At 62.1% G+C, this 14,212-nt stretch carries 16 protein-coding genes and 1 rRNA gene; 10 read left to right on the forward strand and 7 right to left on the reverse strand.

Going from position 1 to position 14,212, the window contains the following annotated elements:
• Positions 1-3: 3 nt before the first annotated feature.
• Positions 4-738 (reverse strand): thioesterase II family protein, encoded by a 735-nt coding sequence (locus BM321_RS14505; RefSeq protein ID WP_092442939.1) that lies wholly within the window; start codon positions 736-738, stop codon positions 4-6.
• Positions 739-881: 143 nt separating this feature from the next.
• On the opposite strand from BM321_RS14505, the gene tam reads away from it, so the two are divergent.
• The 4 genes from tam (at position 882) to BM321_RS14525 (ending at position 5,605) form a co-directional block, all read left to right on the forward strand.
• Positions 882-1,652 carry a trans-aconitate 2-methyltransferase gene (tam, locus tag BM321_RS14510; protein WP_092442940.1) on the forward strand — a complete coding sequence of 257 codons (771 nt, stop codon included), beginning with the start codon at positions 882-884 and terminating at the stop codon, positions 1,650-1,652.
• A gap of 92 nt (positions 1,653-1,744) precedes the next feature.
• Positions 1,745-2,878, forward strand: coding sequence for a cupin-like domain-containing protein (locus BM321_RS14515; protein ID WP_092442941.1), 1,134 nt, complete (start codon positions 1,745-1,747; stop codon positions 2,876-2,878).
• 110 nt (positions 2,879-2,988) lie between these two features.
• Complete coding sequence (locus BM321_RS14520; RefSeq protein WP_092442942.1) at positions 2,989-3,789, forward strand: SDR family oxidoreductase; 801 nt, start codon at positions 2,989-2,991, stop codon at positions 3,787-3,789.
• Positions 3,782-5,605, forward strand: coding sequence for a glycoside hydrolase family 15 protein (locus BM321_RS14525; protein ID WP_092442943.1), 1,824 nt, complete (start codon positions 3,782-3,784; stop codon positions 5,603-5,605). Before BM321_RS14520 ends, BM321_RS14525 begins: the two co-directional genes overlap by 8 nt.
• A gap of 191 nt (positions 5,606-5,796) precedes the next feature.
• On the opposite strand, the gene BM321_RS14530 is transcribed toward BM321_RS14525, so the two are convergent.
• Positions 5,797-6,162, reverse strand: coding sequence for a DUF6124 family protein (locus tag BM321_RS14530; protein ID WP_092442944.1), 366 nt, complete (start codon positions 6,160-6,162; stop codon positions 5,797-5,799).
• A gap of 598 nt (positions 6,163-6,760) precedes the next feature.
• Here BM321_RS14530 and BM321_RS14535 point away from each other — a divergent pair.
• The gene (locus tag BM321_RS14535) at positions 6,761-7,138 is read left to right on the forward strand and encodes a hypothetical protein (RefSeq protein ID WP_092204208.1); all 378 of its coding nucleotides are present in this window, start codon (positions 6,761-6,763) and stop codon (positions 7,136-7,138) included.
• 28 nt (positions 7,139-7,166) lie between these two features.
• Positions 7,167-8,069, forward strand: a complete 903-nt coding sequence (locus BM321_RS14540) for an alpha/beta fold hydrolase (protein ID WP_092442945.1) — start codon at positions 7,167-7,169, stop codon at positions 8,067-8,069.
• On the opposite strand, the gene BM321_RS14545 is transcribed toward BM321_RS14540, so the two are convergent.
• A complete protein-coding gene (locus BM321_RS14545) occupies positions 8,038-9,030 on the reverse strand; it encodes a GlxA family transcriptional regulator (RefSeq protein ID WP_092442946.1) in 993 nt (330 codons plus the stop codon). The genes BM321_RS14540 and BM321_RS14545 overlap by 32 nt on opposite strands.
• Before the next feature lie 99 nt (positions 9,031-9,129).
• Between BM321_RS14545 and inhA the strand changes: the two genes are divergently transcribed.
• The gene (gene inhA / locus BM321_RS14550) at positions 9,130-9,816 is read left to right on the forward strand and encodes an isonitrile hydratase (protein ID WP_092442947.1); all 687 of its coding nucleotides are present in this window, start codon (positions 9,130-9,132) and stop codon (positions 9,814-9,816) included.
• Between the two features lie 71 nt (positions 9,817-9,887).
• Here the strand turns inward: inhA and BM321_RS14555 are convergent, their stop codons facing one another.
• Both BM321_RS14555 and BM321_RS14560 read right to left on the reverse strand, forming a co-directional pair.
• Positions 9,888-10,145, reverse strand: coding sequence for an Atu4866 domain-containing protein (locus BM321_RS14555; protein ID WP_092442948.1), 258 nt, complete (start codon positions 10,143-10,145; stop codon positions 9,888-9,890).
• Positions 10,146-10,171: 26 nt separating this feature from the next.
• Positions 10,172-10,909 carry an SDR family oxidoreductase gene (locus BM321_RS14560; RefSeq protein ID WP_092442949.1) on the reverse strand — a complete coding sequence of 246 codons (738 nt, stop codon included), beginning with the start codon at positions 10,907-10,909 and terminating at the stop codon, positions 10,172-10,174.
• Positions 10,910-11,111: 202 nt separating this feature from the next.
• Here BM321_RS14560 and BM321_RS14565 point away from each other — a divergent pair, with 202 nt between their 5' ends.
• A complete protein-coding gene (locus tag BM321_RS14565; RefSeq protein WP_092442950.1) occupies positions 11,112-12,059 on the forward strand; it encodes an AraC family transcriptional regulator in 948 nt (315 codons plus the stop codon).
• A gap of 176 nt (positions 12,060-12,235) precedes the next feature.
• Entirely contained in the window at positions 12,236-12,487 is a 252-nt protein-coding gene (locus BM321_RS14570) for a hypothetical protein (RefSeq protein ID WP_092442951.1), read from the forward strand.
• A 463-nt stretch (positions 12,488-12,950) separates the two neighbouring features.
• Here the strand turns inward: BM321_RS14570 and BM321_RS14575 are convergent, their stop codons facing one another.
• On the reverse strand, positions 12,951-13,409 hold the full coding sequence (locus BM321_RS14575; protein WP_092442952.1) for an SRPBCC family protein: 459 nt from the start codon (positions 13,407-13,409) through the stop codon (positions 12,951-12,953).
• Positions 13,410-13,563: 154 nt separating this feature from the next.
• On the opposite strand from BM321_RS14575, the gene BM321_RS14580 reads away from it, so the two are divergent.
• Positions 13,564-13,965: a lysozyme inhibitor LprI family protein gene (locus tag BM321_RS14580; RefSeq protein ID WP_092442953.1), complete on the forward strand. Its 402-nt coding sequence runs from the start codon at positions 13,564-13,566 to the stop codon at positions 13,963-13,965.
• 118 nt (positions 13,966-14,083) lie between these two features.
• Here BM321_RS14580 and rrf read toward each other — a convergent pair.
• Positions 14,084-14,199 (reverse strand): 5S ribosomal RNA (gene rrf, locus BM321_RS14585).
• Positions 14,200-14,212: the final 13 nt, after the last annotated feature.

A 14,212-nucleotide genomic window follows, 5' to 3' on the forward strand; every position in this document is an offset into this window, starting at 1 on the left:
CAATCAGGCGCTGATGGCCAACCCATGCCGCCGATGATGCACGCTCAACTGATCCTTGATCAGCCGCAAGACCTTGGCCTCGTGCTCGTGAATGAAGAAGTGCCCGCCCGCCAGCATGTCCACTGAGAAGCTGCCCGTGGTTTCCTGGCGCCAGCCCATCAGTTGCTCCGTGGTGGCCTTGTCGGTCGTGCCGCCGAACACATGCACCGGGCAGTCGAGCAGTGGCCGTTGCCGCGGCTGGAAACGTCCGCACAACAAAAAGTCGGCCCGCAGGATCGGCAGGGTCAGGGCCATCAGCTCTTCATTGGCCAGAATCTCCTCGCTCGTGCCGTTGAGGGTGCGCAGTTGCTCGATCAACTCAGCGTCGGTTTTCGCCTTGGCGAAACCGCGGTCGTAGTCGGCCCGCATCGTCGGCGCCGCGGTGCCGGAGGCAAACAGCGCCACCGGTTCCGGACAGCCGAGCTCACGCAGGGCATGGGCGATCTCGCAGGCCAGCAGCGCGCCCAGGCTGTGGCCGAACAAGGCGTACGGGGCCTGGAGCGTCGGGTACAGCTCCTGCGCCAGTTGCATCGCCAACGGGCCCATGTCGGTGTACAGCGGCTCGTCGAAGCGCGCCCCGCGTCCTGGCAGCTCCACCGGTTGCACATGCAGCCATTGCGGCAACTTGCGCCGCCAGCGGCTGTACACCATCGCGCTGGCGCCGGAATAAGGCAGGCACAGCAGGGTCAGTTGGGTCACTGCGGTTTTCTCCGATCGGTTGTGTAGGGAAGATAACGAAATCGTAACCTACAGAATTAGTCAAAACCGTTACGTTCGCTCCATCTTCCCCGTCCGACCTTATACTGGCGACCTCGACTCACTCCAACCCACAGGAGAACGCCATGGCCTGGTCCGCCAAGCAATACGTCACCTTCGAACAGGAACGTACCCGTCCGTCCCGGGACCTGCTCGCCGCCATCCCCCCCACGCAGGCCCGTTCGGTGATCGACCTGGGCTGTGGCCCGGGCAATTCCACCGAACTGTTGGTGGAACATTTCAGCGGCGCCACGGTGCGCGGCCTGGACAGTTCCAGCGACATGGTCGACGCCGCACGCAAACGCTTGCCCGCCGTGGCGTTCGACACCGCGGACATCGGCCACTGGGATGAACCCGGGCCGTTCGACGTAATCTTCGCCAACGCAGTGCTGCAATGGCTGCCCGACCACGCCACCCTGCTGCCCTCGCTGATCGGCAAACTCGCCGCCGGTGGCAGCCTGGCGATCCAGATGCCCGACAACCTGCAGCAGCCCTCCCACCGTTTGATGCGGGAAATCGCCACCAACGGCCCCTGGGCCAGCCAACTGGCCGGGGCGGCGGATTCGCGTACCGAGGTGAAGGATCCCAGCACTTATTACTCGATCCTCAAGCCCCACTGCAGCCGCGTCGATGTGTGGCGCACCACCTACCATCACCCCTTGGCCGGTGGCGCCCCAGGCGTGGTGGAATGGTTCAAGGGCAGCGGCTTGCGGCCGTTTCTCGAGCCGCTGGACGAGACGCAACGCGAGCAGTACCTGGCGCGCTATCTCAAGGCGATCGAGCAGGCTTATCCAGCCCTGGACGATGGGACCGTGCTGCTGCCGTTTCCCCGGGTGTTCATGGTCGCGACGCGCTAGGGCGAAGGTCGGTGACGCAGCGACGAGGGCCTAAATTTCTGCTCCGGGCCCTCGTTACCTGCTAAGACCAAAAACCCGCAAGAGTGACCGCCGTGGACCTGCAAACCATCCTGGGCAAGCTGTTCGCCAATGCCGGCGCCGTTGGTATCGAAGGCGTCTTTCAATTCGTGTTCGGCCCGCACCAGGCGTACTGGTCCGAGGTCAAGGCCAGCAGCCGCACCGAGGCTGGCCGCCACACCCGCCCCGACGTCACCATCGAGGTGGCGGAGAAGGACTTCCTCGGGATCATGGCCGGCATGGCCAACGTGGAAGAACTGTTCGCCAGCGGTCGCCTGAAGATCGGCGGCAACATGGGCCTGGCGACGTTGCTGCCGCAGATCATCGACCATGCCCGGCATGGCGGTGGCGTGGTGGAAAAGGTTGACATGAACAAGCGCTACCCCACCCCGCCGCGCTTCAGCGAAAAGCTCACCGCCAGCCTGCCGACCCAACGCAGCGTGCAACGGCGGCCTCGCAGCGGGCTATCGGTGCAGGAATTTCGCGCCCAGTACCTGCCCCACGGCATTCCGCTGGTCATCAGCGACGCCTTGCAGGACTGGCCGTTGTTCAAGCTCAGCCGCGAAGAATCCCTGGTGCATTTTGCCGAACTGCAAGGCATCACCCGCCACGGCGACTACGTGAAGAAAACCTTCTCCACCGAGCGGGACTTTCGCTCCACGTCCATGGCCGACTTCATCGCCTCCCTCGACAGCCCGGCGGCCAAGGGCACCGACGGCGAACCACCGGCCTACATGGGCAACAACATCCTGCCGGCGCGGCTGATGGAGCAGATCAAGCTTCCGCCCTACTTCGACCCGTCGCTGTTCATCCCACCGCGCATCTGGATCGGCCCCAAGGGCACCCTGACGCCGCTGCACCGCGACGACACCGACAATCTGTTCGCCCAAGTCTGGGGCCAGAAAATCTTCACCCTCGCCGCGCCTCACCACCGCGAAGCCCTGGGCACCTGGTCCACGGCCCCCCAGGGCGGGCTGGACGGCTGCGATTTCAACCCCGACGCGCCGGACTACCAACGCTTCCCCCACGCCCGGGACGTGACCTTCATGCGCGTGACGCTGGAGGCTGGGGATTTGCTGTTTTTGCCGGAAGGCTGGTTCCATCAGGTGGAGTCGGTGTCGACGTCGTTGTCGGTGAATTTCTGGGTGAATTCAGGGCGGGGTTGGTAGGAGCCAAAGGTTTTGTGTGCGGCTGGAATATGAAGACAGCTTCACCCAAGTGAACTCCACCCTCCTCACACCAGTCAGCAGGTAAGGCCCTCCATTCAAGGTGCTAGACCATGCAGATATCCCTCGCCCAACAGGTTGCCCTGGTCACCGGCGCCAGCTCCGGCATTGGCGCAGGCTCGGCCAGGGCGTTGGCCGACGCCGGAGCCGCGGTGGTGCTCAACTACCACTCCAGCGCCGGCCCGGCGCAAGACCTGGCCCGTGAAATCAACGCCAACGGCGGCCGCGCCATCGCCGTGGGTGCCGATGTGTCGAAGGAACAGGAGGTCGAGCAGTTGTTCGCCCAAACCCTCGAAGCCTTTGGCACGCTGGACATCCTGGTGGCCAATTCCGGCCTGCAAAAAGACGCCGCCGCCGTCGACATGAGCCTGGAAGACTGGAACACCGTGATCGGCACCAACCTCACCGGCCAGTTCCTCTGTGCCCGCGCCGCCCTGCGGATCTTCAACCGCCAGGGGATTCGCCAGGGCGTGTCCCGGGCCGCCGGCAAGATCATCCACATGAGTTCGGTGCACCAGCGCATTCCCTGGGCCGGCCACGTCAATTACGCCGCGTCCAAGGGCGGTGTCGATCTGCTGATGCAGAGCCTGGCTCAGGAAACCAGCCACCAGCGCATCCGCATCAACAGCATCGCCCCCGGTGCCATCCGCACGGCGATCAATCGCGAAGCCACCGAGGGCGAGCAGGAGCAAAAGCTGCTGGAACTGATTCCCTACGGTCGCGTCGGCGATGTGGAGGACGTCGCCAACGCGGTGGTCTGGCTGGCCTCGGACTTGTCCGATTATGTGGTGGGTACCACGCTGTTCATCGATGGCGGGATGAGCCTTTATCCGGGGTTTCGTGACAATGGCTGATCATGACGAACCGCAAAGCCCCATCGAAAACCACGGCATCATTGGCGACATGCGCACGGCCGCGCTGGTCAATGATCGCGGCAGTGTCGATTTTTTCTGCTGGCCGGAATTCGACAGCCCGTCGATCTTCTGCTCGCTACTGGACACTCCGCAGGCAGGCATTTTCCAGCTCGCGCCAGACCTGCCGGATGCCCGTCGCCAACAAATCTACCTGCCCGACACCAACGTCCTGCAAACCCGCTGGCTGAGCGACGGCGCCGTGGTGGAAATCACCGACCTGCTGCCCATCGGCGACAGCGAGGACGATCTACCGGTGTTGATCCGCCGGGTGCGCATGACCATCGGCAGCGCGACGTTTCGCCTGCGCTGCGCGGTGCGCCATGACTATGCCCGGGCCGCCACCACGGCGCGCCAGGACGGTGCCCACATCTGTTTCGAGGCGCCGGGACAACCGAGCCTGCGCTTGTGCGCCGACCAGCCCATGACGCTGGACGGTAACGCAGCGGTGGCCGAGTTCACCCTTACCCAAGACCAGAGCGCCGAGTTCCTGCTGGGCGGCATCGACGACCCGCGCCTTCAGGACGACGTCAGCACGATATGCCTGGAGCGGACCCTGGCGTTCTGGCGCGGCTGGGTCGGCCAATCCAACTATCGCGGACGCTGGCGGGAAATGGTCAATCGCTCGGCCCTGGCGCTGAAACTGCTGACCTCGCGCAAACACGGCGCCATCCTGGCCGCCGCCACCTTCGGCCTGCCGGAAACCCCCGGCGGTGAGCGCAACTGGGATTACCGCTACACCTGGATCCGCGACGCTTCGTTCACGGTCTACGCGTTCATGCGCCTGGGCTTCATCGAAGAAGCCAACGCCTACATGCGCTGGTTGCGCGAGCGGGTCAGCGACTGCTGCGACCAGCCGACCAAACTCAACATCCTCTACGGCCTGGACGGCAGACTGGAGCTGCCGGAGACGGAGTTGCCGCACCTGAGCGGGTTCGGTGGTGCGCAGCCGGTGCGCATCGGTAACCTCGCCTACCAGCAGGTGCAGTTGGATATTTTCGGCGAGTTGATGGACGCGGTGTACCTGGTCAACAAATACGGCGAAGCCATCTCCCATCAAGGCTGGAAACACACCGTCGACGTGGTCGACCAGGTGTGCGAGGTCTGGCAGGACAAAGACGTGGGCATCTGGGAAATGCGCGGCGACACGCAGCATTTCCTGCATTCGCGGCTGATGTGCTGGGTCGCCGTCGACCGCGCCATCCGCCTGGCCGAAAAACGCTCCCTGCCCGCCCCGTTCGCCCGCTGGGACGAGACCCGCCAGGCCATCTACCAAGACATCTGGACGAATTTCTGGAACGAGGAGCACCAGCATTTCGTCCAGCGCCTGGGCAGCACCGCCCTGGACGGTTCGATGCTGTTGATGCCCCTGGTGCGTTTCGTCAGCGCCCGCGACCCGCGCTGGCTCTCGACGCTCGATGCCATCGAAAAACACCTGGTGCGCGACGGCATGGTCTATCGCTACCGCAACGACGACAGCCCCATCGACGGCCTCAGCGGCATCGAAGGCTCATTCGCGGCCTGCTCGTTCTGGTACGTCGAATGCCTGGCCCGCGCCGGCCGCGTGGAAAAAGCCCAGCTGGAATTCGAACAACTGCTGCGCTACGCCAACCCGCTGGGGCTGTACGCCGAAGAGTTCGACAGCCACGGCTACCACCTGGGCAATACGCCCCAGGCCTTGACCCATCTGGCGTTGATCAGCGCGGCGAGTTTTCTGGACCGCAAGTTGAGCGGGGAGAAGAATCATTGGCAGCCGTGAACTGAGTAGCCCTTCAGACTGGGCACAGTCCCTGTGGCGAGGGAGCTTGCTCCCGCTGGGTTTGTGATCGTTCCCACGCTCCCGCGTGGGAACGCCCGCCAGGGACGCTCCGCGTTCCGCTCTGGAGGGTGACGCAGAGCGTCACGGGATGCATTCCCACGCAGAGCGTGGGAACGATCATGGTGTACTGGCTATTGTGTCGACTCAGCCAGTTCGAGGTCATCCAGCACACGATTGGCCAGCAACTTGGCCAGCTCGATCAACTGCTGAATCCCCAGCGCAACATGCCGCCGGGAACCCTCCAGCTCGAATCCCAGGTCACTGACCAGCGCATCGGCCGAGGCCAGGGTTTCGCTGAGGCTGGTCAACACCGATTCGGTGTTTATCCCGGCGACCACGGTGAACACCTGGCCGTCCTGGGTATCGGGTTTGGCTGGGGCGGGAGACAAGTGAATGTTCAGCGCCCGGTCGGCGGCTTCGCGGAGTTTTTTTGTATCGAGGGTGGTATAGGCAGAAAGGTCTTCGGCGCGTGGAGGGTTGGGGGTGATCTTGACCATGATATGAATCTCCATTCGAACGTGGAGTTCACCATTTCCGCGACCAAGCAGAAGGTGGCGAACTGTACGCAGGTTGGTCGACCAGGGAATGGAAACCCGGCAGGGCCCGAAGCCCTCCCACGCACAGTCAGCCATAAAGCAGACAGCCGCTCGCGCGGCACCGTGCGCCATTCTAAACCCGGGCGACCAAACCCGGTCGCTGATTTTGCAGCGACGAGCAAAGCCTATCCCCGCCACTTCCGAACCAGCAACCGACGCGACTCGTCAGAAAATTCCGGTTCACCTATTTTTTTGTAGGAACACCGCGCCACTGTGGTGGGGGATTTATCTGTGGCGAGGGGATTTATCCCCGCTGGGCTGCGAAGCAGCTCCAAAATCTGGCAACTCGGTATGTCAGGTTAATTGAGGTTGTTCTTTTGAGGGGCTGCTGCGCAGCCCAGCGGGGATAAATCCCCTCGCCACAGAAGCAATCATCGCAATTCGCCCATTTATCGTTACGTCCCCTTTCGAGTTGCCAGCCCCGCCAACCCCTCCTAAGATCGATGCTCTCACGGGTGCAGCGGAGCTGCCCGATAAAAACCCGACTCAAGGACCTGACATGACCCATATCAAACGCCCCATCACCACCCCACCCCGAACAGGCCTGACCCGCGAGGACCTCTGGGAAGGCCAGGATCGGGGCCTGATCAAATGCTGGGAAATCGGCCGCGACCGGGCGATGAAGTTTCCCGAGCTGGCGCAACGTTGCCTGGCCGGTGAATTGCCGGTGCTGGGTTGGAAAGGTGGCGTCAGCCGCAGCCTGAAGAAAAACGAAAAATTCGGTTGCCTTAAGTACCTCGCTCAATGGCAGGGCCTGCGCAGTGAAGACCTGGACATCGACCTGACCCAGGAGCGTACCCTGACCTGTTCCAGCACGAACATGATCGTGACGTTTACCCCGGATCGGGCTAAATACGTCAATCAGGAACCTGCCTGAACGCAACCGCACACTGCCGGAGGCCGACATGAACCTTGAACCCAGGATCGACTTCGCCGTCACGCCATTGCTGCGCATCGCCTACGAAGAACACGGCCCCGCCAGCGGCGACCCCATCATCCTGCTGCACGGTTTTCCTTACGACCCCAGGGCGTTCGATAAAGTCGCGCCGGCCCTGGCCCAGCGTGGCTACCGGGTCATCGTGCCCTACCTGCGCGGCTACGGCCCGACCCGCTTCAACAACCCGGACATCATGCGTTCCGGCCAGCAAGCGGCGTTGGCCCAGGACCTGCTGGACCTGATGCACGTACTTTCCATCCCCCAAGCGGCGCTGTGCGGCTACGACTGGGGCGGTCGGGCGGCGTGTATCGTCGCGGCCCTGTGGCCCGAGCGTGTGCGCTGCCTGGTGACCGGCGATGGCTACAACCTGCAGGACATTCCACGTTCCACGCAGCCGCTGGACCCGGAAACCGAACATCGCCTGTGGTACCAGTATTACTTCCACACGGCCCGAGGCGTCGAGGGCCTGACCCGGAACCGGCGTGAACTGTGTGGCTTGCTCTGGCGCCTGTGGTCACCGACCTGGACACGGGGCGCCGAACTGTACCCCCTCAGCGCCGCGTCGTTCGATAACCCGGACTTCGTCGATGTGGTGATCCACTCCTACCGTCATCGCTTCATGTACGCGTCGGGCGACCCGACGCTGGATTGGATGGAGGAACGGCTGGCGGCACAACCGGCCATCAGCGTGCCGAGCATTTCCCTGTGCGGCGCCGATGACGGCGTGGGGCCCGCGTCGGAACACGATGAAGACGTCGAGCATTTCACGGGGTTCTATGAACGCCGCGTGCTGCCCGGTGTTGGCCACAATATTCCCCAGGAAGCCCCCGAGGCCACGCTCAAGGCATTGCTGGATCTGCTTGAGGGCTGACGGCGAACCGCTCGCGATAGGCCTGGGGCGTCACGCCCATGGCCCGCACGAAACTGCGACGCAGGGTTTCTTCGCTACCGAAGCCACACTGCACCGCCACCCGCTTGATCGACACCGCCGTGTCGGCCAGCAGGCGGCGAGCGGTTTCCACGCGAATCAACTCCACGGCCCGCGCCGGGGTCTGGCCGGTCTCGGCGCGGTAGTGCCGTACAAAGCTGCGTTCGCTCATACCCACCTCGGCGGCCAGGCTCGACAGGCCCAGGTCACGGGTGAGGTTTTCGGCGACCCAGGCATGCAGGTCATCAAACCGACTGCCTTGCTTTTGTAGCGACAAGGTCACGCTGAACTGCGATTGACCACCAGGGCGCTTGAGGAACACCACCAGGTGCCGGGCGACCTCCAGCGCCACCGCACGGCCCAGGTCCTCCTCGACCAGCGCCAGGGCCAGGTCGATGCCGGCCGTGACCCCGGCCGAGGTCCAGACCGGACCGTCGTTGATGAAAATCGGGTTGGGTTCGACCCGCAATTGCGGATGTTGCTCGGCCAGTTGTTCACAGCGAGTCCAGTGCGTCACCACGCGCCGTCCGTCCAACCAACCGCTGGCGGCCAGCAGGAACGCCCCGGTGCACACCGACGCCACCCGACGCGAACGCAAGCCATGATCCTTGACCCAGGCCACCAGCGCCCGGTCCTTCGCCGCTTCGTACACGCCCCAGCCGCCGGCGATCAACAGCGTGTCGCTGCCTTCGCTCGGCAGCGGCTCGGCCATCAGCGCCAAGCCTGCCGAGGACATCACCGCCCCACCGCCCACGGCGATGACCGTCGGCGTGTACGGCAGCGGCAGACCTTGCTGGCGGGCTAGGTCGTTGGCCGATGCGAAGACCTGCAAGGGCCCGGTGACATCGAGCACTTGCACGTTGGCGAAGGCCAGGACATGAACGGTTTTCGGTGGGTTGGGCATATTGGCGTGATTCGTGGGCTTATTGGCGTATACGCCAGAGCCTACGGATCTAAAGTAAAACCGTCCACCCCTCGGGCATCATCCAAAGGAGAACGCGACATGACGTTGCAGATCGGTTTGCTGTTATTCCCCCAAGTCCAGCAGTTGGACCTGACCGGCCCTTATGACGTGCTGGCCTCGTTGCCGGACGTGAAGGTCCACCTGGTCTGGAAGGACCTGGCGCCGGTCACCTCCAGCACCGGGCTGGTGCTGCTGCCCACCATCACATTCGAGGACTGCTCGAAGCTCGACGTGATCTGCGTCCCCGGCGGCACCGGCGTCGGCCCCCTGATGGAAGACGAACAGACACTGGCCTTCATCAAGCGGCAAGCCGCCGACGCGAAATACATCACCTCGGTGTGTACCGGTGCACTGGTGCTCGGTGCCGCGGGCCTGCTGCAAGGCAAGCGCGCCACCACTCACTGGACCTATCACAGCCTGCTGCAAACCCTGGGCGCGACGCCGATCAAGGAGCGCGTAGTCCGCGATGGCAACCTGCTCACCGGTGGCGGCATCACGGCCGGGATCGACTTTGCCTTGACCCTGGCGGCCGAACTGTTCGACCAGGACACCGCCGAGCTGGTCCAACTGCAACTCGAATACGCCCCTGCCCCACCGTTCAACGCCGGCAGCCCGGACACCGCGCCGACGCGCGTGCTGGAAGAAGCGAACCGGCGTGCGGCGGAATCGTTCCGGGTGCGCTCGCAAATCACCCAGCGTGTTGCGGCGCGCTTGGAACGGGCGTAACGATCAGTCCCGATGGAAATGAAATCCGTGGTGAGGGGAGTTGTCCCCTCACCACAAAGGTCATCGGCTCATCATCCCTCCTCGCGATACAACACCATCCCCGCGTGGTAGAGCACGCCTTCGCGAAAATCCCCATCGGCGGTGAAACCGGTGTCGTCGTGGTATTCGATATGGTCATCCTGCAGCCAGTAGTCGCCCTGATATGCGCTCTCACGTAAACCTCGCGCTTCGTCATAGCGTCCGCCCGGCAGCAGCCGATGGCGAATCACGCCATCAGCCGTCACCCATAGGCCGACGAATTTATCCTGGTCTCCAAATGCCTTTCTCATGGGATATCTCCTGTCGGTCAAGTCGGTCAGAATGGACTGGCGGTTGGCCGCACGATCAGTTCGCTGACGTCTACGTCCGCCGGTTGTTCGATGGCGTAGGCGATCGCCCGGGCGATGGCTTCGGCCGGAATGGAGATCCTGCGGAACTCACGCATTTCGGCACGCCCACCTTCATCGGAAATGCTATCGGCCAGTTCCGATTCGGTCACGCCGGGGGAAATCACCGTCACGCGCACATCACCCCCGACTTCCTGGCGCAAGCCCTCGGAAATCGCCCGCACGGCATACTTGGTGGCGCAATACACGGCGGCCGTCGGGCTGACGGCATAGGCACCGATAGAGGCAATGTTGATGAACTGTCCGCTGCGCTGGCGCTGCATCAACGGCAGGCCGGCGGCGATGCCGTGGAGCACGCCGCGGATATTGACGTCGATCATGCGATCCCATTCCTCGACTTTCAGCGCCTCGAGCTTGGAAAGCGGCATGACGCCGGCGTTGTTGATGATCACGTCAACCTTACCGAACCGCTCGACAGCGGAATCGACGAAGTCCTGAACATCCTCACGACGGGTCACGTCCAGCGCTTTACAAACCGCCTGCTGGCCGGCGGCTTCGAGTTCCTGCACCAGGGTTTGCAAACGATCGATGCGCCGCGCGCCAAGCACGACACGAGCACCGCGAGCCGCCAGCAACCGCGCCGCGGCTTCACCAATCCCGCTGCTGGCGCCGGTGATGACCACAACTTTGTTTTGAATATCGGACATGATGGTTCCCTCGACTGGATGTATTGGCTCCCGGTGGGAGCGTTTGACAGGTCCAGATTAGGGAACCAGCCGAGGCCGGGGTTAGCCGGATCCTCCTGCGCACTTGCACGATCCTGTAGCGATAGATCCGACTCTGGTCGACAGCCGCACAATCGGTTTTACTAGCGCGGTCTATTCATTTTGGCCAGGGAGGTTGCTTGGCATGTCGGTATCCACGTCCATCCACATTGCGCCAGACGATAGCGTCAATCAGCGTCGCGCCGAAATAGCGAGCCTGATGATGCGCTTCGCCCCGGAATTCGGCGTCCATCCCACGGCCATCGAAGCGTTGCACCTGATCCGCTGCGACCAGCCGACCGAAGCCCTGCACGTCGTGCATAAGCCCGGCCTGTGCGTGATCATCGAGGGGCGCAAGGAAGTGCGCCTGGCGGACGAATGCTACGTGTATGACCCGCTCAACTACCTTGTCGTCTCGGTGACCCTGCCGTTGGCCGGCCAGGTGATTGAAGCCAGTCCCGAGCGCCCCTACCTGTGCATCCGCCTCGACATCGATCCGGCACAGATCTGCCGCCTGATCGCCGACGCCAGCCCCATCGGCGTGCCGACCGAAAGAACCGATCGTGGATTGTTCCTGGATCGCATCGATGCGCCATTACTCGACGCGATGTTGCGCTTGCTGCGGCTGCTGGACAGCCCGGGCGATATCGCCACCCTCGCGCCGCTGGCCCAGCAGGAAATTTTCTACCGGTTGCTGCGTGGCGCCCAAGGCCAGCGCTTGCACGAAATCGCCATTCCCGACACCCAGACCCATCGCATCAGCCGCGCCATCGAGTGGCTCAATGCTCATTACGCCAAGCCACTGAGCATCGACAGCCTGGCACAAATGATCAATCTCAGCCCTTCGGCCCTGCATCACCGCTTCAAAGCCGTGACCGCCATGAGCCCGCTGCAATACCAGAAGCAGTTGCGCCTGCAAGAAGCCCGACGGTTGTTGCTGGCGGAGAACAGCGACGTTTCGTCAATCGGCTACAAGGTAGGGTATGAAAGCCCTTCGCAGTTCAGCCGCGAATACAGCCGTCTATTTGGCGCCTCGCCGAGCAAGGACATCGCTCGTTTGCGTGCCCAGGCCCTGCAAGCCAGTAGTGCCTGATCCTGCACACAGACAGGATCAGGCAAAACCAGGACAGTATCCGTCTAACGCCCGCCCCCGCCTCGCCCCTAATCTGAACCCATGCAGCAAGACAACCGTCCCGGCTGCAACGGGTTCAGCAGATCACGACATCTGAACGACCCGGCACTCAACCTGATATGACCGGAGTCTTTACCATGAAAACGTTCAACACCTTGATCGCCATTACCACCTTCGCCCTGAGCGCCAGTGTGTTTGCCCTGCCGAGCCAGCAGCAAGACCGTTTCTTTACCTGGGCTGGCGATTACCAGCAGCCGGTGGCCGCTGATGGCGCGGATCGGACGCCAGGGGGCCAGACCTTGGCTGCCGACGGTGCCGAGCGTACCCCTGGGGGCCAGACCTTGGCCGCTGATGGTGCCGACCGCACCATGAGCCGGCGCCTGGCATGATCAGGCCACTTTCCCATAGACGAAAAAAAACCCGCCTAGGCGGGTTTTTGAGGACCAATTTGACTCCCTGTCCGGCATTCCATGCCTGGTCCAATCATCCATGACCCCAAGCACTCCCTGTACTCAGTGGATGAACATAGATTAGGCCCACCGGTGACTTGGAGAAAGACGAGAAAGCAGCAACAGCGTGTAAGCGTTTCGCTATAGGACGCTTTCCTGGCTTTTCAACAGGCGAAAAAAAAACCGCCGAAGCGGGTTTTTCCAAGACCATTACGACTCCCTGTCGATAGCTAATCCTTGCATGGTCGATCGTCCCTGATCCTGAGCACTTCCTGTGCTTCAGTGGATAAGTCCAGATTACGCCTCGGATCCAAAATGAAATAGACGACATAGCTACCATCTCGTGTAAGACATTCGCTATACCTGCCCCTCCGAAAACCCTTAGTTCCGCCAGCCGGCTGGCTCAAGGCCTGTGCAGGAACGCCTCAATATTGGCCATTTGCTCGTCCCAGCCACGGCTGTCCATGCGAAAAGCCTTGAGTCGACGTGCCTCGGGAATATTGTTGAAGCCCGACTCCACGACTTTGAGCAAGGTAGCGCCATCCATGTCTTCGAGTTCGAATTGCACTCGGGTTTCGGACTCCTGGGAATAATCTACCTGCGGCTCGACAGCGTAAGGATGCCAGCGAAACGAGAACACTCGCTCGGGCTCCACCCGCTCCACCGCTACGTCCCAGATAAGGTGTTCGTAACCTGGATAAGTGATTTGCCCTTGGGTACGCTCGCCTGCCACAAACCGTTTCCCCTCAAGGGCGACACCGAACCATTGGCCAAAGGCTTCGGCATTGGCCAGGGCACGCCAGACCTGGGAGCGCGGGGCCTTGAGCAGGATCTTTCTTTCAATGCGGTCGGATGAATGCATGAGTCACCTCCTGTGTTTCAACAGTAGGCTTGTAAGACCACAAGGCCAACCGGAAAGTTGTATCAGACCGTTGTTTGGCGCTCGCCAACTTTAAAACAGCACGGTGCGATGTAAACTCCCTCGGCGATTTCACCCCCTCAAGGAGAGACCCAACATGTCCCTACGCTTGCTCCTGGCCCTGACGCCATTGCTTTTTGTCGCCGTTGCCCAGGCCGACGATTGCGCTGATGCCACTACTCAAGGCGAAATGAACCAATGCGCAGCCAAAGAAAACAAGGCCGCCGACACTGAGCTGAACAGTTTGTACAAGCAGATCACCGCTCGCCTGAAGGACAATCCCGAGGCCAAGAAAATGCTGGTCAAGGCTCAGCGTGCCTGGATAGGCTTCCGTGATGCCGAATGCGAATTCTCTGCCTCTGGGGTTGAGGGCGGCAGTGTCTATCCGCTGATCTATAACAATTGCATCACCGCCCAGACCAAGGCCCGGGTCGAGGCGTTCAAGACCTATCTCAAGTGCAAGGAAGGGGATTTGAGCTGCCCCGTACCCGAGGCTTAACAGCCAGGATGCAAAAAAGGATGACCTCTGCAGGTCATCCTTTTTTTGGGCCAACGCTTTTATTGCGGGCAAAACAAAACCCCTACCTGCATCAGCAGATAGGGGTTTCGGAATTTAATCTTGACGATGACCTACTCTCACATGGGGAAACCCCACACTACCATCGGCGATGCATCGTTTCACTTCTGAGTTCGGGATGGGATCAGGTGGTTCCAATGCTCTATGGTCGTCAAGAAATTCGGTAGCC

Origin of the sequence: Pseudomonas sp. NFIX10, assembly GCF_900111955.1 — a bacterium.
GTDB lineage: Bacteria > Pseudomonadota > Gammaproteobacteria > Pseudomonadales > Pseudomonadaceae > Aquipseudomonas > Aquipseudomonas fluorescens_AA.

What these genes read in the sequence shown, in the direction of transcription:
- inhA (WP_092442947.1), top strand. Translation starts at nt 9,130, where the DNA reads ATGACGTTGCAGATCGGTTTGCTGTTATTCCCCCAAGTCCAGCAGTTG.
- BM321_RS14580 (WP_092442953.1), top strand. Translation starts at nt 13,564, where the DNA reads ATGTCCCTACGCTTGCTCCTGGCCCTGACGCCATTGCTTTTTGTCGCC.
- BM321_RS14530 (WP_092442944.1), bottom strand. Translation starts at nt 6,162, where the DNA reads ATGGTCAAGATCACCCCCAACCCTCCACGCGCCGAAGACCTTTCTGCC.
- BM321_RS14555 (WP_092442948.1), bottom strand. Translation starts at nt 10,145, where the DNA reads ATGAGAAAGGCATTTGGAGACCAGGATAAATTCGTCGGCCTATGGGTG.
- BM321_RS14525 (WP_092442943.1), top strand. Translation starts at nt 3,782, where the DNA reads ATGGCTGATCATGACGAACCGCAAAGCCCCATCGAAAACCACGGCATC.
- BM321_RS14540 (WP_092442945.1), top strand. Translation starts at nt 7,167, where the DNA reads ATGAACCTTGAACCCAGGATCGACTTCGCCGTCACGCCATTGCTGCGC.
- BM321_RS14545 (WP_092442946.1), bottom strand. Translation starts at nt 9,030, where the DNA reads ATGCCCAACCCACCGAAAACCGTTCATGTCCTGGCCTTCGCCAACGTG.
- BM321_RS14560 (WP_092442949.1), bottom strand. Translation starts at nt 10,909, where the DNA reads ATGTCCGATATTCAAAACAAAGTTGTGGTCATCACCGGCGCCAGCAGC.
- BM321_RS14520 (WP_092442942.1), top strand. Translation starts at nt 2,989, where the DNA reads ATGCAGATATCCCTCGCCCAACAGGTTGCCCTGGTCACCGGCGCCAGC.
- tam (WP_092442940.1), top strand. Translation starts at nt 882, where the DNA reads ATGGCCTGGTCCGCCAAGCAATACGTCACCTTCGAACAGGAACGTACC.
- BM321_RS14535 (WP_092204208.1), top strand. Translation starts at nt 6,761, where the DNA reads ATGACCCATATCAAACGCCCCATCACCACCCCACCCCGAACAGGCCTG.
- BM321_RS14565 (WP_092442950.1), top strand. Translation starts at nt 11,112, where the DNA reads ATGTCGGTATCCACGTCCATCCACATTGCGCCAGACGATAGCGTCAAT.
- BM321_RS14575 (WP_092442952.1), bottom strand. Translation starts at nt 13,409, where the DNA reads ATGCATTCATCCGACCGCATTGAAAGAAAGATCCTGCTCAAGGCCCCG.
- BM321_RS14570 (WP_092442951.1), top strand. Translation starts at nt 12,236, where the DNA reads ATGAAAACGTTCAACACCTTGATCGCCATTACCACCTTCGCCCTGAGC.